The organism is Halomicrobium sp. HArcht3-1 (genome assembly GCF_058933345.1).
This window is the reverse complement of the sequence record NZ_JBZYDM010000011.1, coordinates 95,073-118,238: the sequence shown is the minus strand read 5'-3', so window position 1 is coordinate 118,238 and position 23,166 is coordinate 95,073. Positions and strand designations below refer to the sequence as shown.

The following is a 23,166-nucleotide window of genomic DNA, read 5'->3' as shown; positions in this document are numbered from 1 at the left end:
CTGTTTTTTAGGTTGGCCTAAAATATAGGCTTCGATATCGTTTCACAGTCGCGCCGAGAAAAAGATGCGGGTCGGCCGTCTTAATCCTCGGAGACCGGCCGCGAGTTCGACACTGGGCTGTCGTCCTCGGCGACGGTCACGAGCGCGTTCTCGACGGTGCCGTGAGCCTGGACCTGTGGCTCCTCGTGGCGGTTCTCGTAGCCGTATTCCAGCAGCCGATTCCGGTTGAGACACACCTTCGCGAACTCGGGGGCGAACAGGTCGAACCGCTCGAACCGGGATTCGAGTTCGGGGAACTGCGCCTGATAGCGCTCGACGCTGTGGCGCACCTGTCGCCAGAATCGCCGTTCGTCGTAGTCGGCGTGCCGTTCCAGCAGGTCCGAGACGTAGCGGAACACGCAGACGAAGACCGTTCCGAGGATGTGCTGGCTCAGCGCCTCCGGTGGCTTCTGGTGGACGATGTCGGGGTGCTCGTAGATTTCGTCGGGGAAGGCCGCCATCTCGGGGACTCGCTCCTGGGCGACGGCGACCTCGTCGACGTAGTCCTTGATGGCGATCCGGGCGGGCAGCCCGTCGTCGAGGACGACGATCGTGTTCGTCCCGTGGGGCATGAACACCAGCCCGTAGCGATAGAGGTGGTGCAAGAGCGGGTGGAGGACGGTGTCGAACAGTTCGTCGAGCCACGTCGAGAGCGAGCAGCCGGCCCGATCAGCGAGCTTGCTGACGAGTGGCTGGCCGTCGAAGTCCTCGTGCATCAAGGCCGCAAGGGTCAGGGGCTGTTCGTCGTCCTCGACCAGTCCCTGGACGCTCTCGCGCCAGACCGCCCCCAGCAGTTCGTGGTACTGATAGGGCGCGTTGGGAAGCTGCTCGTAGGCCTCGTGGTCGTAGTTCAGGCTCGCGACCTCGCCGGGCAGGATCAGCCCACACTCGTCGCGCAGATAGGGGTCGTCGTCGCGGATCGCCGTGATCGCCTCCGTGACGGCCGGCGCTGCAAGCGCCTGCTCGCCCGGCAGCCCGCGGTAGACGATCGTGTTCAACACCCGGATCGGGAGTTTGACGTGGGGCTTGGTGGGGTCGTCGACGTTGGTCAGCGTTCGGATCGACTGCTGGGGAAGGTACGTGTTCGGTCCCGTCCCGAGCGGGACCAGATCATCGCGTGCGATGTCGGCCGCGAACAGCTGTGTCAGCGTGTCCGACCACTGCCACTCGTGGACCGGCAGCAGGTAGTAGGCGTCGGGATCGAGACCCTGCTCGCGGAGCCGGTCGCGCAACTGCCCGCGGTGCTCGCCCAGCTGCTGGTCGAGCAGGGCGTCGTAGGAGAGCGAGTCGACGCTGCTGAACGACGCTTGGTCGCGGCGTACCCCGACCCACTGGATCGTCTGTGGCTCCTTGGATTCGGGTGCGTACTGGCGGTAGTCGTCGTAATCGAACCCGATCCGGCCCTTGCTGATCGTGAACCACGGGTGACCCTCCATCTCGCCTTCGATCTCGGCGTAGGACTGATCGAGGATGCTCGCGTCGTCGTCGGTCCGCGCTTTCCGGGCGGCGATGTGGGCGTCGGCGACCAGCGTGTTGTTGTACTCGCGGATCAGGTGGCTGGCCGTCCGCTGGTCGACCCCGATGGTCTCGCGGGCGTCGAGCAGGAACTGGATCGGGTCCGTCGCCGTTTCCCACGCGCCGTCGCGCCGTCGCTCGACGCTCTGTGGGTCGACGTGGTAGCTGTCGAACAGCCGCTCGGTCGCCAGATACCGATAGTCCACGTCTCCGAAATCGAGTCGGTAGCGGTCGAACGCGCCATCTGCCGAATCGACTGTTGGGTCGATCACGTCCTCGTAGGCGAACTCGGCGAGCATCTTCGCGAGCAGTTCGCGGCTCACCTGCGTCCAGACGCTCTCGTCGAGTGCGTCGCGGAGCGTTGCGATCCGGTCGCTGCCGGCAGTCGATGGCTGGGTCATGCCTCGCCCTCCGTGTCACAGGCCGCCTCGAACGACGCCGGGGTACAGCACAGCAGCCGGGCGTCCTTGTCGCCGAGTTCGACCGTCCCGCGGGACTGGAACCCACAGCCCTCGAAGAGACCGATCGCGCGGTCGTTTCGCACGTCCGGCTCGCTGACCAGCCGCTCGGCGTCGGTGTGTTCGAACAGGCACTGGACCAGCGAGGTCAACAGCGTCGTCGCGTGGCCGTGGCCGAGGTACTCCGGCGGGCCGACGAACAGGTGGATGCCCCGGTCGGTCGGTGCCGGTTCGTAGACGCTCGCGATCTCGTCCTCGGTCGCGTCGTACACCTCCCAGTAGCTCATCGGCACGTGATCGAGATAACCGAGGTACGGCGTCATCGTCGGATCGGCGACCTTCTCGCGGACGAGGCGCTCAGCCTCGGAACGGGTCACGTCCAGTTGCCAGTAGGGCTTGAGATGGTCGTTTCGAAACCACGCGTACAGTCGCGGGAAGTCACGAGCCGGTTCGACGGGCCTGAACCCGACGGTGTGGCCGGACGCGGTTGTCCGCTGGTACTCGTAGTCCGGCCCCGCGAGTCGCTGTTCGCTCACGGTCGATCACCCACGCATCGGGATGCTGTCCGGTCGTTCGGTGTGTTCGTTCGCATCGTGGTTTTAGGCTAGCCTAAAAATACAAAAGCGTTACTGTCTGATATTACACATCGGCGAGAGGGTTGTCGATCTCGGTCGTCACGATCTGGGACTCGACGGAGCCGGTGAGTTCGTCGACATCGTGAAAGCGCATCAGGAGGTTCGCCTTGCAGGTCAGCGACTCGCTGTCGAGCAGTCGCTCCAGCAGGTCCGACTCGGCGTGGTCGTGATCGCGCAGCGAGTCGAGTGTCGCCCGGAGTTGTGACAGCAACCGCCGTTCCGCGACCAGTCCCGCACGACCGAAGGCGTTGATCACGCCGAAGACGTTGTTGATGAACACGTAGTACTCGATGGCCTCGTCGGTCAGCGCGTCGGCCCTGACCGTGTCACAGCGGTCGCCGACGCCGGGCAGCAGTGCGTCGAGGCGGTCGTAGCGAGACTCGGGGAAGAAAAAGCCCTGATTGTCCCGGTAGAACCCTCGGTCGGGATAGCCCGCGTCGTCCAGTGCCACGACGGTGTTTTGCTGGTGGGCCTCCAGCCCGAGACCCCAGTCGAGATAGAGCCAGCAGACCGGGCGCACGACCACGTCGAGGTAACGCTGGAACCACGCTTCGCTGACCTGTTCCGTCGAGCGTCCCTCCCGAGTAGCGAGGCGTTCGACGTGGCGCTGGAGCCGCGAGGCCCCGTCGATGCCGTCCTGACACAGCGCGACGACGGATGTCGACCGCTGGGCCAGGTCGCCCCGGAAGGGGTTTTCCCGGAGGATGGTCTCGAAGCCCGACTCCTCGCCCGGTCCCACGTCGACGGTGAGCGACGCCGGGTCGCGCACCACCTCGAAGGCGGGGAACTGCGCTTCCAGTGACTGGCCGAGGTCGGTGTCGAGCAGTTCCGAGATGGCGACGCCCCGGTCCAGTTCACGGGCCTTGTTTGCCCGCGTGGAGTTCGTGATACGGACGTGCAGCGATCCCTTGACCATGAACGGCGCGTCGGGGCTGTACAGCGTTCGAACCGAGGAGGTCGGGAAGAAGGGGCTGCCGACCGATTCGTGGTGTTCGACCCCCGATCCGAGCCGATCCCGAACGAACGACTGCGACCGGAGATAGTCGGCCTGCCACGGGTGAACCGGGACGAGGACGCGATCACTGTCGACGTGGGTCTCGACGAACTCGTCTGCCACCGCGGGATCGGACCGAAGCGTCGACGCCACGAGTTCGGCGGCCGACCGGTCGGTCGCCGACCACTGTGTGACGAGGTCCGGGTCGACGCTGAAGTAGTCGAGTGCGAACGACCCCTGTAACTCCGGCGCGTAGCGGTCGCGGTCGTGGGGCGCGATGCCACAGCGGCTCTTGGGGGTCGGGTGGAACTGGTGGCCGAAGACGAGCGACTGTTCTGCCTCGCGGAAGGACTGGCCCTCGATCGACGGCGGCTCCTCGCGGGCGGCCAGAAACCGCTCGATGGCGTGGGTACTCTCGACGACGTGTTGGACCAGCTCGGCGAGCGAGCCGGTCTGGTCGCGCGTATCGCTCAGTGCACTGCCCAGCGTCGTCGCCAGTTCGACGAACGAGAGGTCACGGCGCTCACCGGTACCCGTGACGGCGACGACCGGGAGCGCAAAGCGGTGGCGACCCGTCGGCGAGACGTAGGTCACGGGTGCGAACAGGTCGGTGTCACGGTCCGGTAACTCGATGACGGCGGCCGTCTCCGTCTCCCGTTCGATAGGCGTCTCGTCGACCGGCCGGAACCGATGGGTCGCCGTCTCGCGGAGGTAACAGTTGAGCAGGCTGTACGTCGCTGCCGACCGTGCGCGTCGTGATTCTGACATCTGAAGCTCCTGAACACTCCCGCCCGGTGATCGCACCACGGCGGTCAGTTTTCTACCTTGCCAACGTGGTTTTTAGGCATCCCTAAATAGTGTTCTGGTTTTAGGCATCCCTAAAGACTTACCACGGCGGTCGCCCTCAGGGGAGACCGATGACAGTACGAATCGACACCGGACGGCGGTGGGACGACACGACGAGTGACCGAGTGCGGCAGCGTGCCATCAGGAGTCCCTAAGATGCCGGGTGCGGCCTTCAGAACGGGCGAGCGCGTCGCACTTCGAACGGTCGAGACCGAAGATTACGACTTCATTCACGAACACTGGACGGAGCCACCGATCCGCTTCGCGACGAACCAGTACAAACCGCGCAGCGTCGAGGAGACGGCCGCGGTGATCGAGGGGTCGGGGATCGACTCGGTCCACTTTCTGGCCTGCGTGGACGGCGACCCCGTCGGCTTCGTCTGGCTGTTCCACGTCGACGACGGCGCGGGCCGGGCGGAACTGGGCTACTGGATCACAGGCGAACACGAGGGGAACGGCTACGCGACCGAGGCCGCCGAGCTAGCGGTCAGGTACGCCTTCGACGACCGACGCCTCCACAAAGTGATGGCCCGGGTCTTCGAGGGGAACGACGCCTCTCACAGAGTCCTCGAAAAGGTCGGCTTCGAGCGGGAAGCCCGGCTGAGCGAACACTACTACGTCGACGGCGAGTACGTCGATGCCGTTCTCTATGGCTACTTCGAGGACGAGTATCGGGACGGGTCTCACGACGCCTGACCGTCGGGACGACGGCCCCCGGGCACTGTGTCACTCGAACGCGTCGATCCCCGTCAGATCGGCCCCGAGAATCAGCGTGTGGATGTCGTGGGTGCCCTCGTAGGTGTAGACCGTCTCCATGTTGGCGGCGTGGCGCATCGGCGAGTAGTCCGTGGTGATCCCGTTGGCTCCGAGCATCTCCCGGGCAGTGTGGGCCACATCGCGGGCCATCCTGACGTTGTGTCGCTTCGCCATCGACACCTGCTGGGGTCGCAGGTCCCCCCGCGCTTTGAGGTCGGCGAGGCGGTACGAAAGCAGTTGGGCGGTCGAAATCTGGGTCGCCATCTCTGCGAGTTTCTCCTGCTGTAACTGGAAGCGTGCGATCGGCCCGCCGAACTGCTCGCGGTCGGTGGCGTACTCGCGGGCGGTCTCGAAGCAGTCCCGTGCCGCCCCGACCGCACCCCACGCGATGCCGTATCGCGCTTCGGTGAGACAGGAGAGCGGTCCCTTCATCCCCTCGACGCCGGGCAGGATGGCGTCCTCGGGCACCCACGCATCGCGGAGGTGAATCTCGCCGGTCGACGAGGCCCGCATCGAGAGTTTGTCCTCGATCTCGTTCGTCTCCACGCCGTCGGCGTCGAGGTCGACGAGGAAGCCCCGGACAGGACCGTCCTCGGTCCCACCGTCTCCCTCGTCGATCTTGGCCCACACCACGGCAACGTCGGCGATGGGCGCGTTCGTGATCCACGTCTTCGTCCCCGAGAGCCGGTAGCCGTCGCCGTCCGGGACCGCCGTCGTCTCCATGCTCGCCGGATCGGAGCCGTGCTCCGGTTCCGTCAGGCCGAAACAGCCCACAGCGTCGCCCGCGGCGAGGTCGGGGAGCCACCGCTCTCGCTGGGCCTCGGTGCCGAACTCGTGGATCGGGTACATCACCAGCGCGCCCTGCACGCTCGCCATCGAGCGCACCCCCGAGTCACCCGCTTCCAGTTCCTGCAACAGCAGGCCGTAGGCTCGCGGCCCGACACCCGGCAGGTCGCCCCAGTTCAGGGTCGGCGCGTAGAAGTCCAGAGCACCCATCTCGCCGACGAGATGATCGGGGAAGTGGCCGTCCTCGAACCACGCGCCCACGTCGGGCTTGACCCGCTCTGTGACGAACTCCCGCGCCGTATCGCGGATCAGACGCTCCTCGGGGTCGAGGTCGGCTTCGAGGTCGAGATAGTCGAGCATGGCTGCCGTAGGGTGGCGAATGGCAAAAGTGTGGCCCGTGCTACCATGACCAGGGTGCCGGGACCGTTATCAGTCGGGACCGCGACACGCAGAGCATGACCGACACCGTCGCCGTCACCGGTGGAAACGGACGCATCGGGCGGAGTCTGCTCGAACATCTCTGCGAGGCCGGATATCGAACCGTGAATCTCTCGCGGGGCAAGCGCGACGAAGAACACAGCGACAGCTACCGCACGACGGACCTGCTCGACGCCGGCGAGGTGTACGGGTCGCTCGCCGCGAGCGACGCCGACGCCGTCGTCCATCTGGGCATGCTCCCGACACCGGACCGGACGCCCGGTTTCAGGACCTACGAGAGCAACGTCATGTCCAGCTATCACGTCCTCGAAGCGGCGGGCGAACTCGGGATCGACACGGTGACGCTGGCGTCGAGTTTCAGCGCCATCGGCGGTGGCTTCGAACCGGAACCGATCACCGTCGACTACCTCCCCGTCGACGAGGACCACCGGCTCACGCCGTCGAACCCCTACGGACTCGGGAAGCAGACGCTCGAAATCGCCGCCGACGCGTTCGCACGGCGACCGACCTGCCCACGGACGATCACCTCGCTACGGTTCCCGTGGGTCGTCGACGAGGCGATGGCTCGCGAGGCGTTCGTCGAGCGCGACCAGACGCTCGACGGTCTCCGCACAGCCGAGAACTTCCACGCCCAGCGTAACACGCTGTTTACCTACGCGATGATGCCGGATGCCGTCGATCTGGTCCGCCGGACGGTCGCGGCCGACTTCGAGGGCCACGAACGCGTCTGGGTGTCGGCTCCCGACACCTGCGCCGACGTGCCGACGCGTGATCTCGTCTCGGAGCTGTATCCCGACGCCGACCTGCGTGACACGCTCGGGGCGGACGAGTACGCCCCACTCGTCGACACGTTCAAGGCCGAGACACTGTTCGACTGGACGCCACGGCAAAGCTGGCGCGACCTGGCCTGACCGTCCGCTCCGACGGTTCGACCCGTCGAAAAACGCCATCTTTTCCCGTCCAGATCGGCAGGTCCCGTCATCGTGGTCGTTCCGTGGCGACGGCGGTCGTGGCTCCGGCAGGCGGGTCGTGCAGCCGCGCTGCTGTCGACGCTTGGCGGAGCCGTCTGGCTCACCGGCCTGCCGTTGCTCTTTCCAAGTCTCGGCCCGACGGCATATCTCTTCGCGACGAACCCGGACGCGGCCGAGAGCGCCCCACGTCGCGTGCTGGGCGGCCACCTGATCGGTGTCGTCGCTGGCTTCGTCGCCTACCGGCTCGTGGGCGGCGGCGTCGCGCTCGGTGCGCTCACCGATCCGGGGTCGATCGCGATGCTGCGACTCGCCGTCAGCGGCGTCCTCGCGGTCGCTCTGACCACCGCCGCGATGACGGCGACCGACACCGGCCACGCGCCGGCCTGCGCGACGACGCTGATCGTCGCGCTCGGTATCCTCTCGACGCCACAAGCGGCGCTCGTGATCGTGCTCGCCGTCGTCACACTGGTCGGGCAGCAGCAGTTCCTGCGGAAGATCGGTCTGACGCCGGCCGGTCAGTCATCGCCGGCTGGGACTTCGATCAGTCGTCCGAGGCAGTGACACCGCTCCGGTCAGTCGTCCGAGGCAGTGACGCCGCCGTCACCCTCGACACGTCGCTGCCGGACGTACTCCGTGAAGTTGTCGAACAGTCGCTTGGCCTCGCAGGCGGCGTCGTAGTTCTCTGCCGTGATGCCGGAAAGCACCTCCTGAATGCGGTCCTCGGGGAGGTGATCGTCTTTGCCCTGCGTGACCTCGCGGGCGGTCTCGGGGTCGTACTCGGGGTGGAACTGCACCGAAAAGACATCGTCCGTCCGAAACCCGTGGACGCCATAGTCGTTCTCGGCGAACTGCTCGGCCCCCGGTGGGAGTTCGACCACGCGATCCGAGTGGGTCGTAAACACGGTAAACTCACGGTCGACGCCGTCGAGGAGTGCCGAACTGCCGTCGTGGGCGACAGTGCGATAGCCGATCTCGTAGTCGTCCATCGCCTCGACACGGCCCCCCAGTGCGTGGGCCAGTAGCTGGTGGCCAAAACAGACACCCAGGAACGCCACGTCGCGCTCGACCGCATCGCGGACCCACGAGGACAGGTCTGCGATCCACGGCTCGTCCCAGTAGACGGAGGCACGCGAACCGGTGACGACACAGCCGTCGAACGCGAAGGTGTCGGGCAGTTCGCGTTCGGTCACGTCGTACTCGACGAGGTCCGCGTCCAGTTCCCGCCGGAAGTTCCGGCGGTTTAGCTCCCCGTCGTGGGCCGCGTTCAACAGGGCGATCCTGAGACTCATCGTCTCTAGACAGTCGCTGGAGCCTCAAAAATGGACAGATCCGCGGCGAACGTTGCCGCGCTCGCGGACACGACCGCCCAGTCGACTCGACCCGTCTCGCTCGCGCTCACTCCGCGGCGGTCTGCTCGTCGAGCCAGCCCATCAGTGCGTCCGAGACGGCGGCGCTCTCCTCGATGAAGGCCCAGTGGCCGCCCTCGACGGCCTGATATTCCCCTCGCGGGAGATCAGCCGCGAGCGTCTCGCCCGCACTCGCGGGCACGATCACGTCGTCGACGCCGTGCATGACCAGCGTCGGGAGCGTGATCTCGTACAGCGGCGGGGCCTCGAACGCGCGCATTGCGGCGGCCTGTGCCTGCCAGCCCGTGCGGTCGGCGTCGTCGGCCTGTCGCCACTGGACCATCTCCTCGCGGATCGTCCGGTGGTCGGTCAGGTCGGAGGCGAAGGCGGTCTGCAGGGAGTCGGCCAGCGCGTCGGCGTCGTCGAGCGGTGCCCACAGATCGTCGAGTCGGTCGGTGACCGCGTCGCCGCTTGCCCCGGTCCCGAACAGGACCAGCGACTCCGCTCGATTGTAGCGGTGGGCGTAGGCCAGTGCGACCATCCCGCCCAGTCCCGCGCCGACGAGGTGGACGCTGGCGACGCCGGCGTCGGCGAGCACAGCTTCGAGGTCGTCGGCCAGCGTTTCGACGCTGTACGGTCCCGGCGAGGCGTCCGATTGCCCCGTCCCGCGCAGGTCCCAGACGAGGCCTTCGTAGGGGCCGGCGACGACGCCGTACTGCCAGCCCCACAGCCACGCGCCGGCCCCCACGTCGTTGACGAACGCCACAGCCTCGCCGCTGCCGTCGGTCTCGTAGTGGAGGGTCACGCCGTCGGTCGTCGTCTTCGGCATAGGCAAGCAAAGGAGCGGCACGCTGTTCCCTGTTTCGGGTCGTCGCGTTGGCCTCAGGCCACCGGTTCGTCCGGGGCCGGCGGGACGATCTCGCGAGCGACGGCGTCGCGGTAGTAGTAGCCCCACACCGTCGCCAGTGCGTAGATCGCCCAGGCCTGCACGGCGAGCGGGCCGACGAGCGTCAACGCCGACACCACGGCAAGCAGCACCGAGAGGACGACGACGACCAGCCAGCCCAGCCACGCCTTCAGGTAGAGCCACGAGGTGGCAAAGCGGCCGGCGTGACTACGCGCGAACGCCGCCCGTAGATCGTCGGTTGCACCGTACACGGTCAGCGACGCCGGCAACGGGTAGATGGCGACGAAAGCGGTGCCGATCCACAGTGCCTGCCCGAGTGGCGCGTCGACGGCACCGGCGAGGATCGCCGCGACCGCGCCGAGGAGCGCGACGGACCCGTAGATGGCCGTGACGAGCGACCACTTCAGCCCGTCGGTAAACAGTTCTCCATACGCCTCGAACGCGGGTCGTTCGACCTGCCCCCGGGCCGTCGCCCGCAGCAGTCGGTAGCCGTAGCCGACGATAATCAACAAGAGAAACGGCAAGACGAGTCCCAGCAGCGCCACGATCGCCCCGATGACGAGCGGTCGGTAGTCGCCCCGGACCGAGTAGGTCGCGGCGAAGGGTATCGCCCACTGATCGTCGAACGGTGAGGGACCGGCAGGATCGGTTTTCGGTGGCTCGGCAGTCTCGTCGGCGTCAGTGTCGGCAGTCTCGTCGGCGTCAGTGTCCATCTCGCCGGATTCCCGGTCGCGAGTCGACTCTGGGCCGTCCCCGACCTCGACCACCTCACCCGGCGGCTCGATCCGGCGCTCGATCGCCCGTCCGCAGTCAGGACAGTCCGCCGTCTCGAAGTCCGTCTTGGACCCACAGGACAGGCAATAGGGCATCACTCGCTCGTACAGGAGGCGATTAAAAGTAGGTTGGTGGTGTGAAGGTGGCCGGTACTCAGACGTTGGCGACCTGTCGGAGGATTTCAGGTGCGTCGTCGAGAGCGTCGTCGAGTGCCTCGGCGTCGGGACCGCCCCCCTGTGCGAAATCGGGCGGGCCACCGCCGCCGCCGCCGACCCGCGATGCGAGTTCGCCGACGACCTCGCCGGCGTTGATCTCGACGCCGTCGGGGACGGCCACGACGAACTGCGCGCCGCTCGCGCCCGATCCCAGCACCGCGACCGATCCCTGCTCGACGATGGCGTTGGCCTGTGCCCGGAGTTCGTCCATGTCGGCGTCGATGCGCTGGACGACCGCCGTCCGCTCGCCGACTTCGACCTCGTCAGCGTCGCCGCCGCCGCTGGCGCGGGCCTCGGCCAGCTGTTCTTTCAGTTCCTCGATCTCCTTGCCGCGGGCCTTCCACTCGTCGAAGAAGCGCTCGGCGGTCTCGGGCACGTCGCTGTAGGCTACGTCGTAGAGGTCGGCCGTCTCGAAGAGGGCATCCTCGACCGTGTGGGTGGCGTCGATTGCGGCGTCGCCAGCCGCGAAGGTCAGCCGGATCACGCCGTCCTGGACGCGCTCGGTGTTGAGCAGTTTGATCGTCCCGATGTCGCCCGTTCGGGCGACGTGGGTGCCACCACAGGCCTGTACGTCCTCGGCGACGTGGATCAGACGGATCTGCTCGCCGGTCGGGATGCCACCCTGATACAGGTCGAAGCCGTGTTCGGCCTCTGCCTCGTGGCGCTCGGGCCACTCCTGTGTGACGGCGACGTTGTCCATCACGATCTCGTTGGCGCGGTGTTCGATGGCCTTGACCTGCTCGCGCGTGATCGACTCGTAGTGGCTGATGTCGATCCGGGAGGAATCGGTCCCCTTCTGTGCGCCGGCCTGCCGGACGTGCTCGCCAAGCACCTGCCGTGCGCTGTGGATGACGAGGTGGGTCGCCGTGTGGTGGCGCATCAGGCTCCGACGGCGGCGGGCGTCGACCTGCCCGCGGACGAACTCGCCGGTGCCGGGGTCCGCGTCGGCGGTGTGGAGGATGACGCCGTCGTGGATCTGCACGTCCGTCACGTCGGCAGTCACGTCGTCGGTCGAGATGGTGCCGTGGTCCGGGGGCTGGCCACCACCCTCGGGGTAGAACATCGTCTGATCGAGGACGATGTCGTAGTCGCCATCGTCGCGGTCGAACACTTCCAGCACGACCGCCTCGAACTCCATTCGCTGCTGGTCCTCGTAGTACAGTCGGTCGGTACCCGGTAGCTCGGCGAGGCGATCCTCGTAGGGGACCTCGTCCTCTTCTTCGAAGGCCTGCCCGCCGCCGTGGCGTTCGGCGACGAGCCCGTAGAAGTCGTCGGGTACGGCCACGTCGACCCCTTTCTCTGCGGCGATCTCCTCGACCATATCCGGCTGGATGCCGTGTGAGTCGTACAGTTCGATCAGTTCACGCACCGGGATCGGCTCGTCTTTCTTCGCGTATTCGTCTGCGAGCTGGCGGACTTTCCGGCCGCCCCGATCCAATGTCTCACGATATTTCTCGACCTCGGTGCGGACGATGTCGCGGATCGTGTCACGGTTCGTGTAGCCGAGTCGGTCGGCCTGCATGTCGACGAGTTCGTCCAGGGGCGCGTCGACGCCGACGGTGTCGACCAGTCGCTTGGTCCGTCGAAGCACCATCCGAGCGAGATAGCCCGTCCCGACGTTCGAGGGAACGATGCCGTCGCCGAGCATGTAGGCAAGCGTCCGGCAGTGGTCGGCGATGGCGTAGATCGATTCGAGCGGTTCCATCAACTCGACGAGGCGACTCGTCGAGACGCCCAGCTGATCGGCCATGTTGTCCCGAGCCGCCTCGATGTCTTCGGCCTCGTCGATGTCCATGTGACCGGCGAGCTTCGCGGCACGGTGGACGATCTGATCGTCCTCTTGGGAGTAGTCGAGGCTGGCGTTCTCCCGCAGGAACTCGATCATCTCGGGGTAGATAGCCTCGTAGACGGTCGGCGTGCCCTGACTCATCCAGGTCCAGCGCTCGATGCCGTACCCGGTGTCGATGACCCGACGGTCCATCTCCGAGTACGTGTTGCCGTCTTTCATCTCCACGTCACCCTCGGGGTCCTGCTCGAACTGCATGAAGACGAGCGTCGCCAGTTCGAGGCCCTGATAGATGACTTCGAACGCCGGCCCGGCGTTACCCCCGCCGACCCACACGTCCTCGATCAAGGTGAGTTCGCCCGCGTCCGCGCCGAGTTCCTCGAACAGTTCGACGCAGTACTTGACACAGTCTTCTTTCCAGTAGACCTCGCCCTCGTAGGCGTACCCAGAGCCTTCCTCGGCGTTGAAGGCGTGGTGGCCGCCCATCTCGAAGGCCATGGTGTGGCGGCCCGTCTTCCCGACGTTGTCGATGTCCTGCATCCGAATGCAGGGCTGGGAGACCACGAGCGGATTGGCCGGTGGCGGCGACTCGCCGGTCGTGACGTGGGGCTGGAAGTCGTAGATAGAAGCCTGGGTCAGCAACACGTCGTCGCGCCAGCGGTTCGCCGCGACCGGGTACGGGTCGACGCGGCCGTGGTCGCGGTCCTCGAAGAAAGAGAGGAACGTCTCGCGCATCTCTTCGAGCGAGAGCTGTTCGTCGAATCCGGGGTCGTCGATGAAGCCGTACTCCGCGCAGGGCGGTTCACCGCAGGTATCGCGCGTCTCGTCGCGCGTCCAAAACATATCGCCACAGGAGTCACACTCCAGGCGGTGGAACCCCTCCTCCTCGAAGTAGTCGAGTCGATATTCGTCGGCGAGGTCGCTCATTGGGATACTGTTGGCCGAGCAGCGGGTAAAACAGTTCCGAAGCCCTTGCCGGAAAACGGCCCCTTAGGGCGTCGTCTGTCGGTTCCGTCCGTTCCTGTTAAACGTTGCCCAGTCGTGAGTCGGGCGCTCACGAGCGCCATACGGCCTTTACCAGCGGCTTCGATTCGCCGAGTGCATGTCGACAGAAACCGTACGCGAGTCACACAGTCCGACGGACACGGCAGGCCTGAAAGCCGGCGTCCTCGGTGGACTGGCCGGCTCGCTGGTGATGGGCGGTCTGGTACTGGTGATGAACGACGCGACGCTCGCCGTCGCGATTCCCTCCCTGTACGGGCTGGCACCGCCACCGAACCCTGCGCTCGGCATGACCGTCCACCTCGGCCACGGTGCGGTGCTGGGTGCCGTCTTCGCCGCCGTTGCACAGGCGCTCTCGATCAGAAAGACGAACCGCCTCGTCGGCCTCGGCGTCGCGTGGGGCGTGCTCACGTGGATCGGGCTGGCCGCACTCCTGATGCCGATCTGGCTCTCGGTCGTCGGCTCGCCGGCCTCCCCACCGTTCCCGAACTTCGCACCGCCGTCGCTGCTGTGGCACGCCGTCTACGGACTGGTGCTCGGGGTCGTGGCCGTCGCGGTGAAAGATCGGGTGTGAATCGAGCGTCAGCAGTCTCCCACTCCTGCCGTGATTTCTCGCGAGCACTGTGAGGGCCAACCATCAAAACCGAGTGCGGTGACGACTGCCGAACGATTATCTGTAATGAGAAGTAACATCCGGTAAGGAGAATCCCACGATGTCATTCGAGGCGACGGTCACGAGCAAGGGGCAGATCACGATCCCCAAAGCGGTCAGAGAGCAATTAGACCTCCGCGAGGGCGAGAAGGTGCTGTTCCGGTTCGACGACGAGGGAGGCGTCCGTCTCGTCGGCGTCCCGGCCGATCCGATGGAGCGGCTAGACGAGGCTCGCGAGCGAGCTACCCCCTATGAGATCGACGTGCGGGAACTGATCGAGCGCGAGCGCGAGCAGTGGGATCGGTTCCAGTGATTTATCTCGACTCGTGGGTCTGGCTGGAGTACGGGCTCGACGGCGACCAGCGCGAGACGGCGCAGGCGGTGATCGACGACGCGCGGGCCGAAGGAGGAGCCGTGTCGACCATCGCACTGACAGAGATCGACTACATCCTCGCCCGCGAAGTCGACCGAACGACGGCAGACCTCGTCACCAGCGCGATCGAGGACTTCGAAGAGATCCACGTCGTGCCGGTCTCGACCGAGATTAGCCTCTATGCGTCACGACTCCGGTCGAAATACTACGAACGGCGCGAGAACGAACTCTCCTACGCCGACGCGATCCACCTCGCGACTGCGGCGGTACTCGACTGTTCGGCACTGCACACCGGCGATTCGGATTTCGAAGCGGTCCAAGAGGTCGAGACGGTCGTTCACTGAGACTGTGGTCTCACACGGGTAGAGTGACGGCACCGTCCGCGACACCTGCTGCAGTCACTCCTCGTCCGTGCGCCGCGAGAGCCAGCCAGCGAGCCCGAGTGTGGCGACGAGGGCCGACACCGATCCGAAACCGGGCGCGTTCCCGCTCGTCGTGGCGGAGCTATCGTTGGCTGCCGACGAGCCGATGCCATCGCCGGTCGTCGACGTGAAGGGCGTCGCAGTCTGGGTCTCGGTCCGTGTCGCAGTGGCGGTCGGCGTCCGTGTCGGGGTCGTCCGTTCGGCGTCCCGACTCAGACCGATCGCTGCAGGACGGGGTTCACCGTCCACGGCCACACCGCCCGTCGCGACGAATCCGTCGTCGGTCGCGAACATATCGTGGGCGTCGAACGGATGACGCCACGGTTCGAGCGTCGTCGGTTCGGAGAGTTCGCCCTCCCCGCTGATCGTGACGATCAAGAGCGTGGTGTCCTCGGGGTTATCGTACTCTGGAGGACCAACTGTATCGGGATCGAGCAGTGCAACCACCCCGTTATCAGGAAGCGGTGCGATACCGCCGATGTCCGTGTCCACCGGGGTGTTCTCCACGTCGACACGCCACCGTTCTTCGCCCTCACTGTCAAGCGCGTACAGACGGGGTTTGAACCCCCTCGGTGTGTCTCGCCTCCCGGCGATCAGCAGACGATCCTCCGGGTCCACTGCGACCCGACGCGCGTCGAAGAGCGCTGGCCCCGAAAGCGCTCGCTGCCATCGAACAGCACCGGACTGTGAAAATCGGGCGATCCAGTTTGTCCTGTCACCACCGTAGATGTCCCCAGTACAGACGCAGGAATCTCGATATCGGTGGGCAGCGCGCGTCGAGCCGGAGACGAAGTCCCGCTGTGTCCACGCTATCGTACCGGTCTGCGGTTCGATACCGAACACTGAGGTTTGCCCACCCTGTGGGTGTTTGAGATCACAAACGAGGACGAGCAACTCGGTGGAGATGCTCGCAAGAGTATGGTCGCTGGAGTGGGTCTCGTACGTCTGCACCCACTCTAGCGATCGTTTCGAATCGAGTTTGGCAAGCACTGTTCGGTCCTGGTTGGATTCGGAGACGCTCCCGGCGAGAACGAGGCCGTCTTCGAGACCCTGCATCGCATTCAACTGCGGGGTGAGCGACCGACCGTCGGGCCACGACCACACCAGTTCACTACTTCCGTCCGACCCAAACGAGACGACGGCCGGGGCGGATTCGGCCCTCGGTGTGTCGAGCAGGACAAAGCATCGACCATCTGGCCCGCGAACGGCGTCCTGATACCGCGCAGTCGGTCCACCGCACTCGGCCCACGCGATGCCGTAGTCTGGACTGGTCGGTGTGCCGTCTGTGCCCTGTCGCAACGAGAGCAACGGAGCGACAGCGGCCGTCTGCAAGAAGCGTCGGCGAGTGCTGGAGGGCATTACGTTTTGGTCGATCTGATCGAGATAAAAAAACCCTGTCACTGGGGGATAGAGTACCGGCGACTACTCGTCTAGGCTCAGCGACGCCAGCATCGCCTCTAACTGGATGCGTTCGTTCGCGCCCTCGGTGATGCGGTAGTCCGCTTCGCCGACGCGATCCAGAATCCGTACGGCGTCCTGGTCGGGCACGTCGAACTCCCAGATCGAGCGGTGGAGTTGATCGATGATGTCGCCGCCAGCGATCCCCTCGTCGGTAATGAGATCGTCCAGTTGCGAGCGGGCGGCTTTGAAATCGCCGTCGAGTGCGTCCTGCACCATCCCCTGAATCACTTCGGGGCGAGCCGTCGAGGTGATCGCGAACACCGCTTCTTCATCGACCACGTCGCCCGAGACCGACGCCGCCTGCAGGCCGTTGATCGCCTTGCGCATGTCCCCGCCGGCAGCGTAGACCAGCGCGTCGACGCCGTCGTCGGTGAGTTCGATGCCCTCCTCGTCGGCGATGTGGCGGATCTCCTCCTCGACGGCCTCGTCACCCAGCGGCGAGAAGCGAAAGACGGCACACCGAGACTGGATGGGGTCGATGATCTGGCTGGAGTAGTTACACGACATGATGAAGCGGACGTTGTTCGAGAACTGCTCCATCGTCCGGCGGAGTGCTGACTGGGCGTCGCTGGTGAGCGCGTCTGCCTCATCGAGAAATATAATTCGATAGTCGACGCCGCCGAACGAAGTCCGTGCGAAGCTCTTGATCCGGTCTCTGACCACGTCGATCCCGCGCTCGTCCGAGGCGTTCAGTTCGAGGAAGTGCTCCTGCCAGTCCTCGCCGTACAGTTCGCGAGCGATGGCTGTCGCACTCGTCGTCTTGCCCGTGCCGGCCGGTCCCGCGAAGAGCATGTGGCTCAGATCGTTGCGCGAGACGTAGCTCTGCAGGCGTTCGACGATGGTCTCGTGGCCCACGACCTCTCCGAGCGTCTGCGGGCGGTACTTCTCGATCCAGACTTCCTCCCGACCCGCACGCTCTGACTCACTCATACACGACGGGAAGAGAGGACCGGCCTTAACTGGTTTGAAAATCGGAGGTCCGTGACGCACGTCGCCGCTCTACTCTGGGACGATGCCCACGGTCAGCAGCGTCCCGAACTCACGGTAGCGTTCGACCATCGCCTCGCGGGTCTCCCAGTCGTCGGTCGGGAACGCCTCGGCAGGCGGAATCTCGACTTCCGTGTCGGGAATCCGGTCCTGACTGGCGACAGTGAAGCCGGCATCGCGCAAGGCCTCACGATACTCCGCTTCGCTCCAGAGCAACATTGGCACCCCGACCAGTTCCTCCCATTCGTGGGAGTGGACGTGTTCCTCCCAGCGATTCACGGCACAGTAGAACGTGCCGCCGGGCCGGAGGACACGGTGCAGTTCGTCGAGCACCGCGTGGGGATTCTGGGCGTAGTAGAAGGCCTCCATCGACCAGCAGTGGTCGATGCTGTTCGAGTCGAAGGGGAGGTGTTCGAAGTCCCCGACGGCGAAGGCGACGCGGTCGTCGTCGGTGTAGGATGCGGCGTTGTGTACCATCTCAGCGGCGGCGTCGATGCCGTAGGATCGCCCTGCATCCTTCGTCTCGCGCAGTGCGCGCCCGGCGTAGCCCGAGCCACAGCCCAGATCGAGGACGGTGTCGCCGGTTTCGACCGGCATCCGGGCCAGTGCGTGCTTTGCGGTGTGCCAGTGGCGCTGTTCCATGCCCTGATCCTTGCCCGAGCGGGCCCACTCGTCGAAAGCGTCGCTGACGCTCATAGACAGGGACTGGCGGGCGAGCGGGAAAACGCCTATCGTTTTCGGGGGTGAGAAGCGAGTCGTGACCGAGACGTTCGCCCTCCAGTTTACGACGCAAGCCCTGTTCGTGGTACCGCTTGCCTTCTTCGTCGCGACTGCCGGGCTGCTTGCCTACTGGACCCACCGCGACGCACTCGCCCACGGCGTCTCCCGCCCGGCGCTGTGGGTACTGGGAGTGCTGTTCGTCCCCTTCGGCATCATCGTCTATCTGGTCATCCGTCGCGGCTGGGAGCGCGAGCGGGCGCGCACTGACCGGATTCGTGCCGTCGAGACGGCGTTGCTCGCCGTCCTCGGTAGCCTCGTCGTCGGTCCGCTCGTGACGCCGCCGGACCCGTTCACGCAGGCGCTTGCGTTCCCCGCACTGGCGCTTGCGTTCGTGCCAGTCACGTACCTGCTGTACTACCGTGGCGGGTGGGACCGGTTCCGAGCGGCGTCGTAGCGACGGCGACCGTCACCGTCGAACACCAGCGTTTTGACCGGCCCCACCACAGACCACGTCATGGCACGGCCGCCGAGCTACAAAATCGCCGACACGGCCCAGCAGCTAGTGGGCGGCTTCCTGCTGGCCGGCCCGTTCGTCGTCACCGAGGAGGTGTGGGTGCTGGCGGCCAACATGAGCAATGCGCACGCCGTCGCCGTCGTCGGTATCGTCTTCGCCATCGGCTACGGCGCGCTGTACAAGGCCGACGACGACCGCGATCCCGACGCCGAGGCGGAGGTGGCGGGGATCCCGATCCGATTCGTCTCGCTGATGGCAGTCTCCTTTGGCTCGGTTGCGATCCTCGCGCTGGCCTTTACCGCCCCCGAGACCTTCCTCGTCGAAGGGGAGATCCTGACCGATCCCACGCCGATGGCGGTCGCCGAGACGACGCTGAAAGCGATCGCTGTCGGGTCGATCTTCAGTGTCGTTGGTGCTGCGACCGCCGACAGTGTGTTCTAGCCGATCCCGGCTCACGTGCTAACGCCGGGATCGTGTTCTAGCCGCGCCCGACTCACTTGCTGACGCCGGGGTCGTGTAGTGACCGATCCCGGCTCACTTGCTGACGCCGGGGTCGTGTAGTGACCGATCCCGGCTCACTTGCTGACGCCGGGGTCGTGTAGTGACCGATCCCGGCTCACTTGCTGACGCCGGGGTCGTGTAGTGACCGATCTCGGCTCACTTGCTACGCCGAGATCGTGTGACGACCAAAGTCCGGCGTGCTCACACATCCCGTCCGGGGGTGGACCGATAGTATAAAGCGCACGCCACCCACTGAACGACCACATGGAGTATTCCCTCGCCATCGAGAACACGCCCGAGACGATTCCGGGCGGAACGGGCATCCTCTTGTTGCATCCGAGTACCGGCGAGACGGATCGACTGGACACCGACTTCCTCAGTACCGACACCGACTACCTGCTGGTCGTGTCGACGCGGACGACGGCTCGCGAGGTCGAGCAAAAGCTGGAGTATTACGAGGTCGACGAGGATCGGGCGACGATCCTCGATACGCTGTCGGTCGAACGGGGCTACACCCGCCGGAAGTCCGACAACGTCCGGTACGTCTCAGCGCCCGACGACTGGGAGGCCATCGTCGACCAGACCGAGCAGTTCCTCGCCGACCACGACGGCAAGCGCCGGGTCAGTTTCGACTCGGTCACGGAACTGATCTACTACGCCGACGAGGATCGAGCCGTCGAGGCCGTCGAGAGCTTGCTGGAACTGCTCGACGAACACGACGCCGTCGGGATGTTCCACCTCGCACGGGGTGTCCACGACGAGGCGACCGTCGAGCGCTTCCGGGACCTGTTCGACGGCGTGATCACGCTCGACGAAGACGGCCAGATCACCGGCGAGTTCTGAGAGCGGCCCGCTGCCGGCTGTTCGCCGGCACCGTGAGCGGGAGAGCACGAACCATTAAGAGGGCAGATTCCGTCTGTGTGGAGTGTATGCCGGAATGCCAGAACTGCGGTAACTTCGTCACGGCCGACTACGCACGGGTCTTCACACCTAACGGGGTCGACGCACCGCGGGTCTGTCCGCAGTGCGAAGACAAGATTCGCGACGGGGCGAGCGTGCGAGAAGCCCGGTCGACGCGACGCTCGTAACGCCAGGTCCGTTGTGCCTCGCAGGAAACGGGTCACGTTCGCGACCGCTTTGCTTTCTGCTGATCGTCACGTTCGCGCAGTGGCGACTGCCTCGCGAGCGATCTCGAAGGCATCGGCCGCTCGCTCGCTGTCGCGGGCCTCGGCCGTGATCCGCACGAGCGGCTGGGTCCCACTCGCACGCACGAGGAACCACGCGTCACCGAGGTCGACACGGACGCCGTCCAGCGTCTGGACCTCGTCGTACTCCGCGGTGATCCGGTCGGTCAGTCGCTCCATGACGGCGTGTTTGTCCTCGACTTCGATACTGTCGCGCTGGATGGGGTAGTCCGGTATCTCGGCGACGCGGTCGGCCAGCGGTCGCTCGGCGTCCAGCGCCACCAGTGTACAGGCCGCGAGCGGGCCGTCAGGGCACAGCGTCTCCGATGGCCAGATCCACGCACCACTGGGCTCGCCGCCGAAGGCGATCCCCGGCTCGCTGGCTCGCTCGGCCACGTACACGTCGCCGACGGGCGTGTAGGTCACGTCCACGTCCGCTTCGGCGAGGTAGTCGGCGACCGCGAGGCTGGTGTCGACCGGGACTGCGACTGCCTCGCCGGCCGACGCCGCGTCGCGAGCGAACACCGCGAGCAGTTCGTCCCCGGAGACGAACGTGCCGTCGGCCGTCGCCGCCCGGAGGCGGTCGGCGTCGCCGTCGTGGGCGATGCCGAGTCGAGCGTCGGTCTGGGCGACCAGCGCCGACAGCGACCGGCAGTTCTCTGCGGTCGGCTCGCTCGGTCGCCCCGGGAAAGCGCCGTCGGGCTGAGCGTTCAGCGTCTCGACCGCACAGCCCAGCCGCTGGAGGGCGTCGATGGTCACGCCACCCGCGCCGTTGCCGATGTCGACGGCGACCGCCGGCGGATCGTCGAGTGTGTCGGCCGACCACTCGACAGCGTCGGCGATGGTCTCGGCGTGGCGCTCGCGGGCGTCGGCCGCCGTCCGCGATCCGATCCCGTCCCACGCTTCGAGGTCGGCGACGCCGTCCCGGACGCGCTGGGCGATCCGCTCACGCTGGGCTTCGTCGAAGGCCTGCCCGGACGGCTGCCAGAGCTTGATCCCGTTGTCGGGCGCGGGATTGTGCGAGGCCGTGATCGCGACGCCGGCGTCCGCGTCGTGCCACGCGACCGAGCGGGCGACCGTCGGCGTCGCTGCGAGACCGAGGTCGACGACATCGGTGCCGGACTCGCGTAGCCCCGAAGCAATGGCGTCGACCAGTAGCTCGCCCGATTCGCGCGGGTCACGGCCCACGACGACTCGCCCGGTGTCGACCCCGACCGCGCGACCCACGTCGAGTGCGAGCGCCGCCGTCACGTCTTCGCCGACTGGTCCTCTGATCCCGCTCGTGCCGAACATACCGGTCAGTCACACGAGGACGGCAAAAAGTATGCGTCGTCTACCGACGGTCGTCGAGGACGTGTCACACGCCGGGCAACGGCAGGGTCACGCCGCCGACGCCGATCCGTCACGGATGTCGCGGTCGACCGCACTCGCCGCCAGCGACTGGAAGGCTTCGTTCCCGGCATCGGTCAGGTCGTACCGCTCGTGTACGTCGGCCGGGTCGCGACCGCGACCGCTGGCGAGACCGACAACGTGGGCAATCGTCTCGTAGTTGTCGCGCACGAGCGACCCGACGAGTCCGGGCATCCCGGCACGCCGCGTCAGTTCCTCGGCGGCCGCCCGGCCCGCGTACACCGTCCCGTTCTCGGCGTCGACGAGCACCATCGCGAACGGAGTCGCGTCGAACTGCGCTTCGAGAAACGACTGTGCGGCCCCGTCGTACCACGAAATCGCACCGAGGTCGTCGACGCGTTCGAGCGCCGTCGCGGCGACCGAACAGTACGGACACTCCCCGTCGTAGATGAGGACGCTGTCGAACTGGGACATACCGATACTAGGTGTGCCAGCCACAAATACCGTCGGTTCGACGCCGGGAGAACAAACGTTTTGTCCGCCACCCCAGATGCTCTCCACATGAAACAGGGAGGCTCCGACGCGGCGAAGCGCGCGGCCGGCGAGTCGGCCGCCGAAGCGGTCGAGGACGGGATGGTCGTCGGACTGGGCACCGGTTCGACTGCGGCCCACGCGATCAGGGCCATCGGCGACGCCGTCGATGCGGGGCTGGACGTGACCGGCGTCCCGACCTCGTTCCAGTCCCGAGAGCTGGCCCGCGACGCGGGGATTCCGCTGGCCGACCTCGATTCGGTGTCGGTCGATCTGGCGATCGACGGCGCGGACCAGTTCGCCGGCGGCGACCTCGTGAAGGGCGGGGGCGCAGCCCACGCCCGCGAGAAGATCGTCGACACGGCCGCGGATCGCTTCCTCGCCGTCGTCGACCCGACGAAGGAAGCCGACCGGCTCGACTACCCCGTGCCGGTCGAAGTGCTGCCGGCCGCCCGGACGACCGTCGCCGACGCCGTGGCGGAACTCGGCGGCGACCCCGACCTCCGGCGAGCCGAGCGCAAGGACGGGCCGGTCGTCACCGACAACGGCAACCTCGTGCTCGACTGTGATTTCGGCGATATCGACGACCCGGCGGCGCTTGCGGCCGATCTCGCCGCCGTGCCGGGCGTCGTCGAGCACGGCCTGTTCGTCGGCGTCGCCGACGAGATCCATCTGGGCACGGCCGACGGCGTCACTGTGACTGAACTGTGACTGCTCGACTCGTCAACACGCGACAGCGCTATCGCTACTCGGACGGGTGTCAAAAAATCGTGGAAGCTCGTCAGCCTTACAGGTCGCGCGGCTGGACGGTCTTTCGGTCGTTTGCCTCGGCGCGTCGTGCGGCGTCCTCGAGCAGCTCCTCGACCTCGTCGTCGAGGGCGGTGTAGAAGTCAGAGGCAACGTTCATATCATCGAGCGCTTCCTTCACGGCGGCTTTGACGATTAGGTCTGCCATACAAACCCGTGTTCCGGGTGCCATGTTAAATACTTTCCTGAAGCCGGA

General features: G+C 66.2%; 25 protein-coding genes. 11 read left to right on the top strand and 14 right to left on the bottom strand.

What is annotated here, in order from left to right; translation table 11 throughout:
• Positions 1–80 precede the first annotated feature (80 nt).
• The 3 genes from AC5FRW_RS16785 to AC5FRW_RS16775 all read right to left on the bottom strand — a co-directional run bounded on the left by AC5FRW_RS16785 (position 81) and on the right by AC5FRW_RS16775 (position 4,409).
• Positions 81–1,955 carry an IucA/IucC family protein gene (locus tag AC5FRW_RS16785; protein ID WP_493569617.1) on the bottom strand — a complete coding sequence of 625 codons (1,875 nt, stop codon included), beginning with the start codon at positions 1,953–1,955 and terminating at the stop codon, positions 81–83.
• Positions 1,952–2,548 carry a GNAT family N-acetyltransferase gene (locus AC5FRW_RS16780; protein WP_493569616.1) on the bottom strand — a complete coding sequence of 199 codons (597 nt, stop codon included), beginning with the start codon at positions 2,546–2,548 and terminating at the stop codon, positions 1,952–1,954. Before AC5FRW_RS16780 ends, AC5FRW_RS16785 begins: the two co-directional genes overlap by 4 nt.
• A gap of 103 nt (positions 2,549–2,651) precedes the next feature.
• Positions 2,652–4,409 (bottom strand): IucA/IucC family protein, encoded by a 1,758-nt coding sequence (locus AC5FRW_RS16775; protein ID WP_493569615.1) that lies wholly within the window; start codon positions 4,407–4,409, stop codon positions 2,652–2,654.
• A gap of 234 nt (positions 4,410–4,643) precedes the next feature.
• Here AC5FRW_RS16775 and AC5FRW_RS16770 point away from each other — a divergent pair, with 234 nt between their 5' ends.
• A complete protein-coding gene (locus AC5FRW_RS16770) occupies positions 4,644–5,183 on the top strand; it encodes a GNAT family N-acetyltransferase (protein ID WP_493569614.1) in 540 nt (179 codons plus the stop codon).
• Between the two features lie 30 nt (positions 5,184–5,213).
• Here AC5FRW_RS16770 and AC5FRW_RS16765 read toward each other — a convergent pair whose 3' ends face one another.
• Positions 5,214–6,389 (bottom strand): acyl-CoA dehydrogenase family protein, encoded by a 1,176-nt coding sequence (locus AC5FRW_RS16765; protein ID WP_493569613.1) that lies wholly within the window; start codon positions 6,387–6,389, stop codon positions 5,214–5,216.
• A gap of 95 nt (positions 6,390–6,484) precedes the next feature.
• Here AC5FRW_RS16765 and AC5FRW_RS16760 point away from each other — a divergent pair, with 95 nt between their 5' ends.
• A complete protein-coding gene (locus tag AC5FRW_RS16760) occupies positions 6,485–7,378 on the top strand; it encodes an NAD-dependent epimerase/dehydratase family protein (RefSeq protein ID WP_493569612.1) in 894 nt (297 codons plus the stop codon).
• Between the two features lie 72 nt (positions 7,379–7,450).
• Positions 7,451–7,999: an HPP family protein gene (locus AC5FRW_RS16755; protein ID WP_493569611.1), complete on the top strand. Its 549-nt coding sequence runs from the start codon at positions 7,451–7,453 to the stop codon at positions 7,997–7,999.
• An 11-nt stretch (positions 8,000–8,010) separates the two neighbouring features.
• Here AC5FRW_RS16755 and AC5FRW_RS16750 read toward each other — a convergent pair whose 3' ends face one another.
• The 4 genes from AC5FRW_RS16750 to alaS all read right to left on the bottom strand — a co-directional run bounded on the left by AC5FRW_RS16750 (position 8,011) and on the right by alaS (position 13,393).
• The gene (locus tag AC5FRW_RS16750; RefSeq protein WP_493569610.1) at positions 8,011–8,727 is read right to left on the bottom strand and encodes a type 1 glutamine amidotransferase; all 717 of its coding nucleotides are present in this window, start codon (positions 8,725–8,727) and stop codon (positions 8,011–8,013) included.
• Positions 8,728–8,833: 106 nt separating this feature from the next.
• Entirely contained in the window at positions 8,834–9,613 is a 780-nt protein-coding gene (locus AC5FRW_RS16745; protein ID WP_493569609.1) for an alpha/beta fold hydrolase, read from the bottom strand.
• Positions 9,614–9,666: 53 nt separating this feature from the next.
• Positions 9,667–10,560: a DUF4013 domain-containing protein gene (locus AC5FRW_RS16740; protein ID WP_493569608.1), complete on the bottom strand. Its 894-nt coding sequence runs from the start codon at positions 10,558–10,560 to the stop codon at positions 9,667–9,669.
• Between the two features lie 58 nt (positions 10,561–10,618).
• A complete protein-coding gene (gene alaS / locus AC5FRW_RS16735; protein WP_493569607.1) occupies positions 10,619–13,393 on the bottom strand; it encodes an alanine--tRNA ligase in 2,775 nt (924 codons plus the stop codon).
• A 175-nt stretch (positions 13,394–13,568) separates the two neighbouring features.
• On the opposite strand from alaS, the gene AC5FRW_RS16730 reads away from it, so the two are divergent.
• The 3 genes from AC5FRW_RS16730 (at position 13,569) to AC5FRW_RS16720 (ending at position 14,837) form a co-directional block, all read left to right on the top strand.
• A complete protein-coding gene (locus AC5FRW_RS16730; protein ID WP_493569606.1) occupies positions 13,569–14,042 on the top strand; it encodes a DUF6789 family protein in 474 nt (157 codons plus the stop codon).
• Positions 14,043–14,181: 139 nt separating this feature from the next.
• Positions 14,182–14,433, top strand: a complete 252-nt coding sequence (locus AC5FRW_RS16725) for an AbrB/MazE/SpoVT family DNA-binding domain-containing protein (protein WP_493569605.1) — start codon at positions 14,182–14,184, stop codon at positions 14,431–14,433.
• The gene (locus tag AC5FRW_RS16720) at positions 14,430–14,837 is read left to right on the top strand and encodes a type II toxin-antitoxin system VapC family toxin (RefSeq protein ID WP_493569604.1); all 408 of its coding nucleotides are present in this window, start codon (positions 14,430–14,432) and stop codon (positions 14,835–14,837) included. The genes AC5FRW_RS16725 and AC5FRW_RS16720 overlap by 4 nt, the downstream gene beginning before the upstream one ends.
• A 54-nt stretch (positions 14,838–14,891) precedes the next feature.
• Here AC5FRW_RS16720 and AC5FRW_RS16715 read toward each other — a convergent pair whose 3' ends face one another.
• The 3 genes from AC5FRW_RS16715 to AC5FRW_RS16705 form a co-directional block, all read right to left on the bottom strand.
• Positions 14,892–16,274: an outer membrane protein assembly factor BamB family protein gene (locus AC5FRW_RS16715; RefSeq protein ID WP_493569603.1), complete on the bottom strand. Its 1,383-nt coding sequence runs from the start codon at positions 16,272–16,274 to the stop codon at positions 14,892–14,894.
• Between the two features lie 63 nt (positions 16,275–16,337).
• Positions 16,338–17,306 (bottom strand): replication factor C small subunit, encoded by a 969-nt coding sequence (locus tag AC5FRW_RS16710; protein WP_493569602.1) that lies wholly within the window; start codon positions 17,304–17,306, stop codon positions 16,338–16,340.
• 69 nt (positions 17,307–17,375) lie between these two features.
• Positions 17,376–18,059: a class I SAM-dependent methyltransferase gene (locus tag AC5FRW_RS16705; RefSeq protein WP_493569601.1), complete on the bottom strand. Its 684-nt coding sequence runs from the start codon at positions 18,057–18,059 to the stop codon at positions 17,376–17,378.
• 61 nt (positions 18,060–18,120) lie between these two features.
• On the opposite strand from AC5FRW_RS16705, the gene AC5FRW_RS16700 reads away from it, so the two are divergent.
• From AC5FRW_RS16700 to AC5FRW_RS16685, 4 genes are all read left to right on the top strand, one after another.
• Positions 18,121–18,537, top strand: coding sequence for a DUF7534 family protein (locus AC5FRW_RS16700; protein WP_493569600.1), 417 nt, complete (start codon positions 18,121–18,123; stop codon positions 18,535–18,537).
• Positions 18,538–18,597: 60 nt separating this feature from the next.
• Complete coding sequence (locus AC5FRW_RS16695; RefSeq protein WP_493569599.1) at positions 18,598–19,038, top strand: DUF2391 family protein; 441 nt, start codon at positions 18,598–18,600, stop codon at positions 19,036–19,038.
• A 324-nt stretch (positions 19,039–19,362) separates the two neighbouring features.
• Positions 19,363–19,941, top strand: a complete 579-nt coding sequence (locus tag AC5FRW_RS16690; RefSeq protein ID WP_493569598.1) for a DUF7090 family protein — start codon at positions 19,363–19,365, stop codon at positions 19,939–19,941.
• A gap of 86 nt (positions 19,942–20,027) precedes the next feature.
• The gene (locus AC5FRW_RS16685) at positions 20,028–20,186 is read left to right on the top strand and encodes a DUF7563 family protein (protein ID WP_493569597.1); all 159 of its coding nucleotides are present in this window, start codon (positions 20,028–20,030) and stop codon (positions 20,184–20,186) included.
• A 66-nt stretch (positions 20,187–20,252) separates the two neighbouring features.
• On the opposite strand, the gene glmM is transcribed toward AC5FRW_RS16685, so the two are convergent.
• Together glmM and AC5FRW_RS16675 are read right to left on the bottom strand one after the other, a co-directional pair.
• Positions 20,253–21,575 (bottom strand): phosphoglucosamine mutase, encoded by a 1,323-nt coding sequence (gene glmM / locus AC5FRW_RS16680; RefSeq protein WP_493569596.1) that lies wholly within the window; start codon positions 21,573–21,575, stop codon positions 20,253–20,255.
• 87 nt (positions 21,576–21,662) lie between these two features.
• Positions 21,663–22,106, bottom strand: coding sequence for a DCC1-like thiol-disulfide oxidoreductase family protein (locus AC5FRW_RS16675; RefSeq protein WP_493569595.1), 444 nt, complete (start codon positions 22,104–22,106; stop codon positions 21,663–21,665).
• An 87-nt stretch (positions 22,107–22,193) separates the two neighbouring features.
• Here AC5FRW_RS16675 and rpiA point away from each other — a divergent pair, with 87 nt between their 5' ends.
• Positions 22,194–22,874, top strand: a complete 681-nt coding sequence (gene rpiA, locus AC5FRW_RS16670; protein WP_493569594.1) for a ribose-5-phosphate isomerase RpiA — start codon at positions 22,194–22,196, stop codon at positions 22,872–22,874.
• Positions 22,875–22,950: 76 nt separating this feature from the next.
• Here rpiA and AC5FRW_RS16665 read toward each other — a convergent pair whose 3' ends face one another.
• Positions 22,951–23,118 (bottom strand): DUF1931 domain-containing protein, encoded by a 168-nt coding sequence (locus tag AC5FRW_RS16665; protein WP_493569593.1) that lies wholly within the window; start codon positions 23,116–23,118, stop codon positions 22,951–22,953.
• Positions 23,119–23,166: the final 48 nt, after the last annotated feature.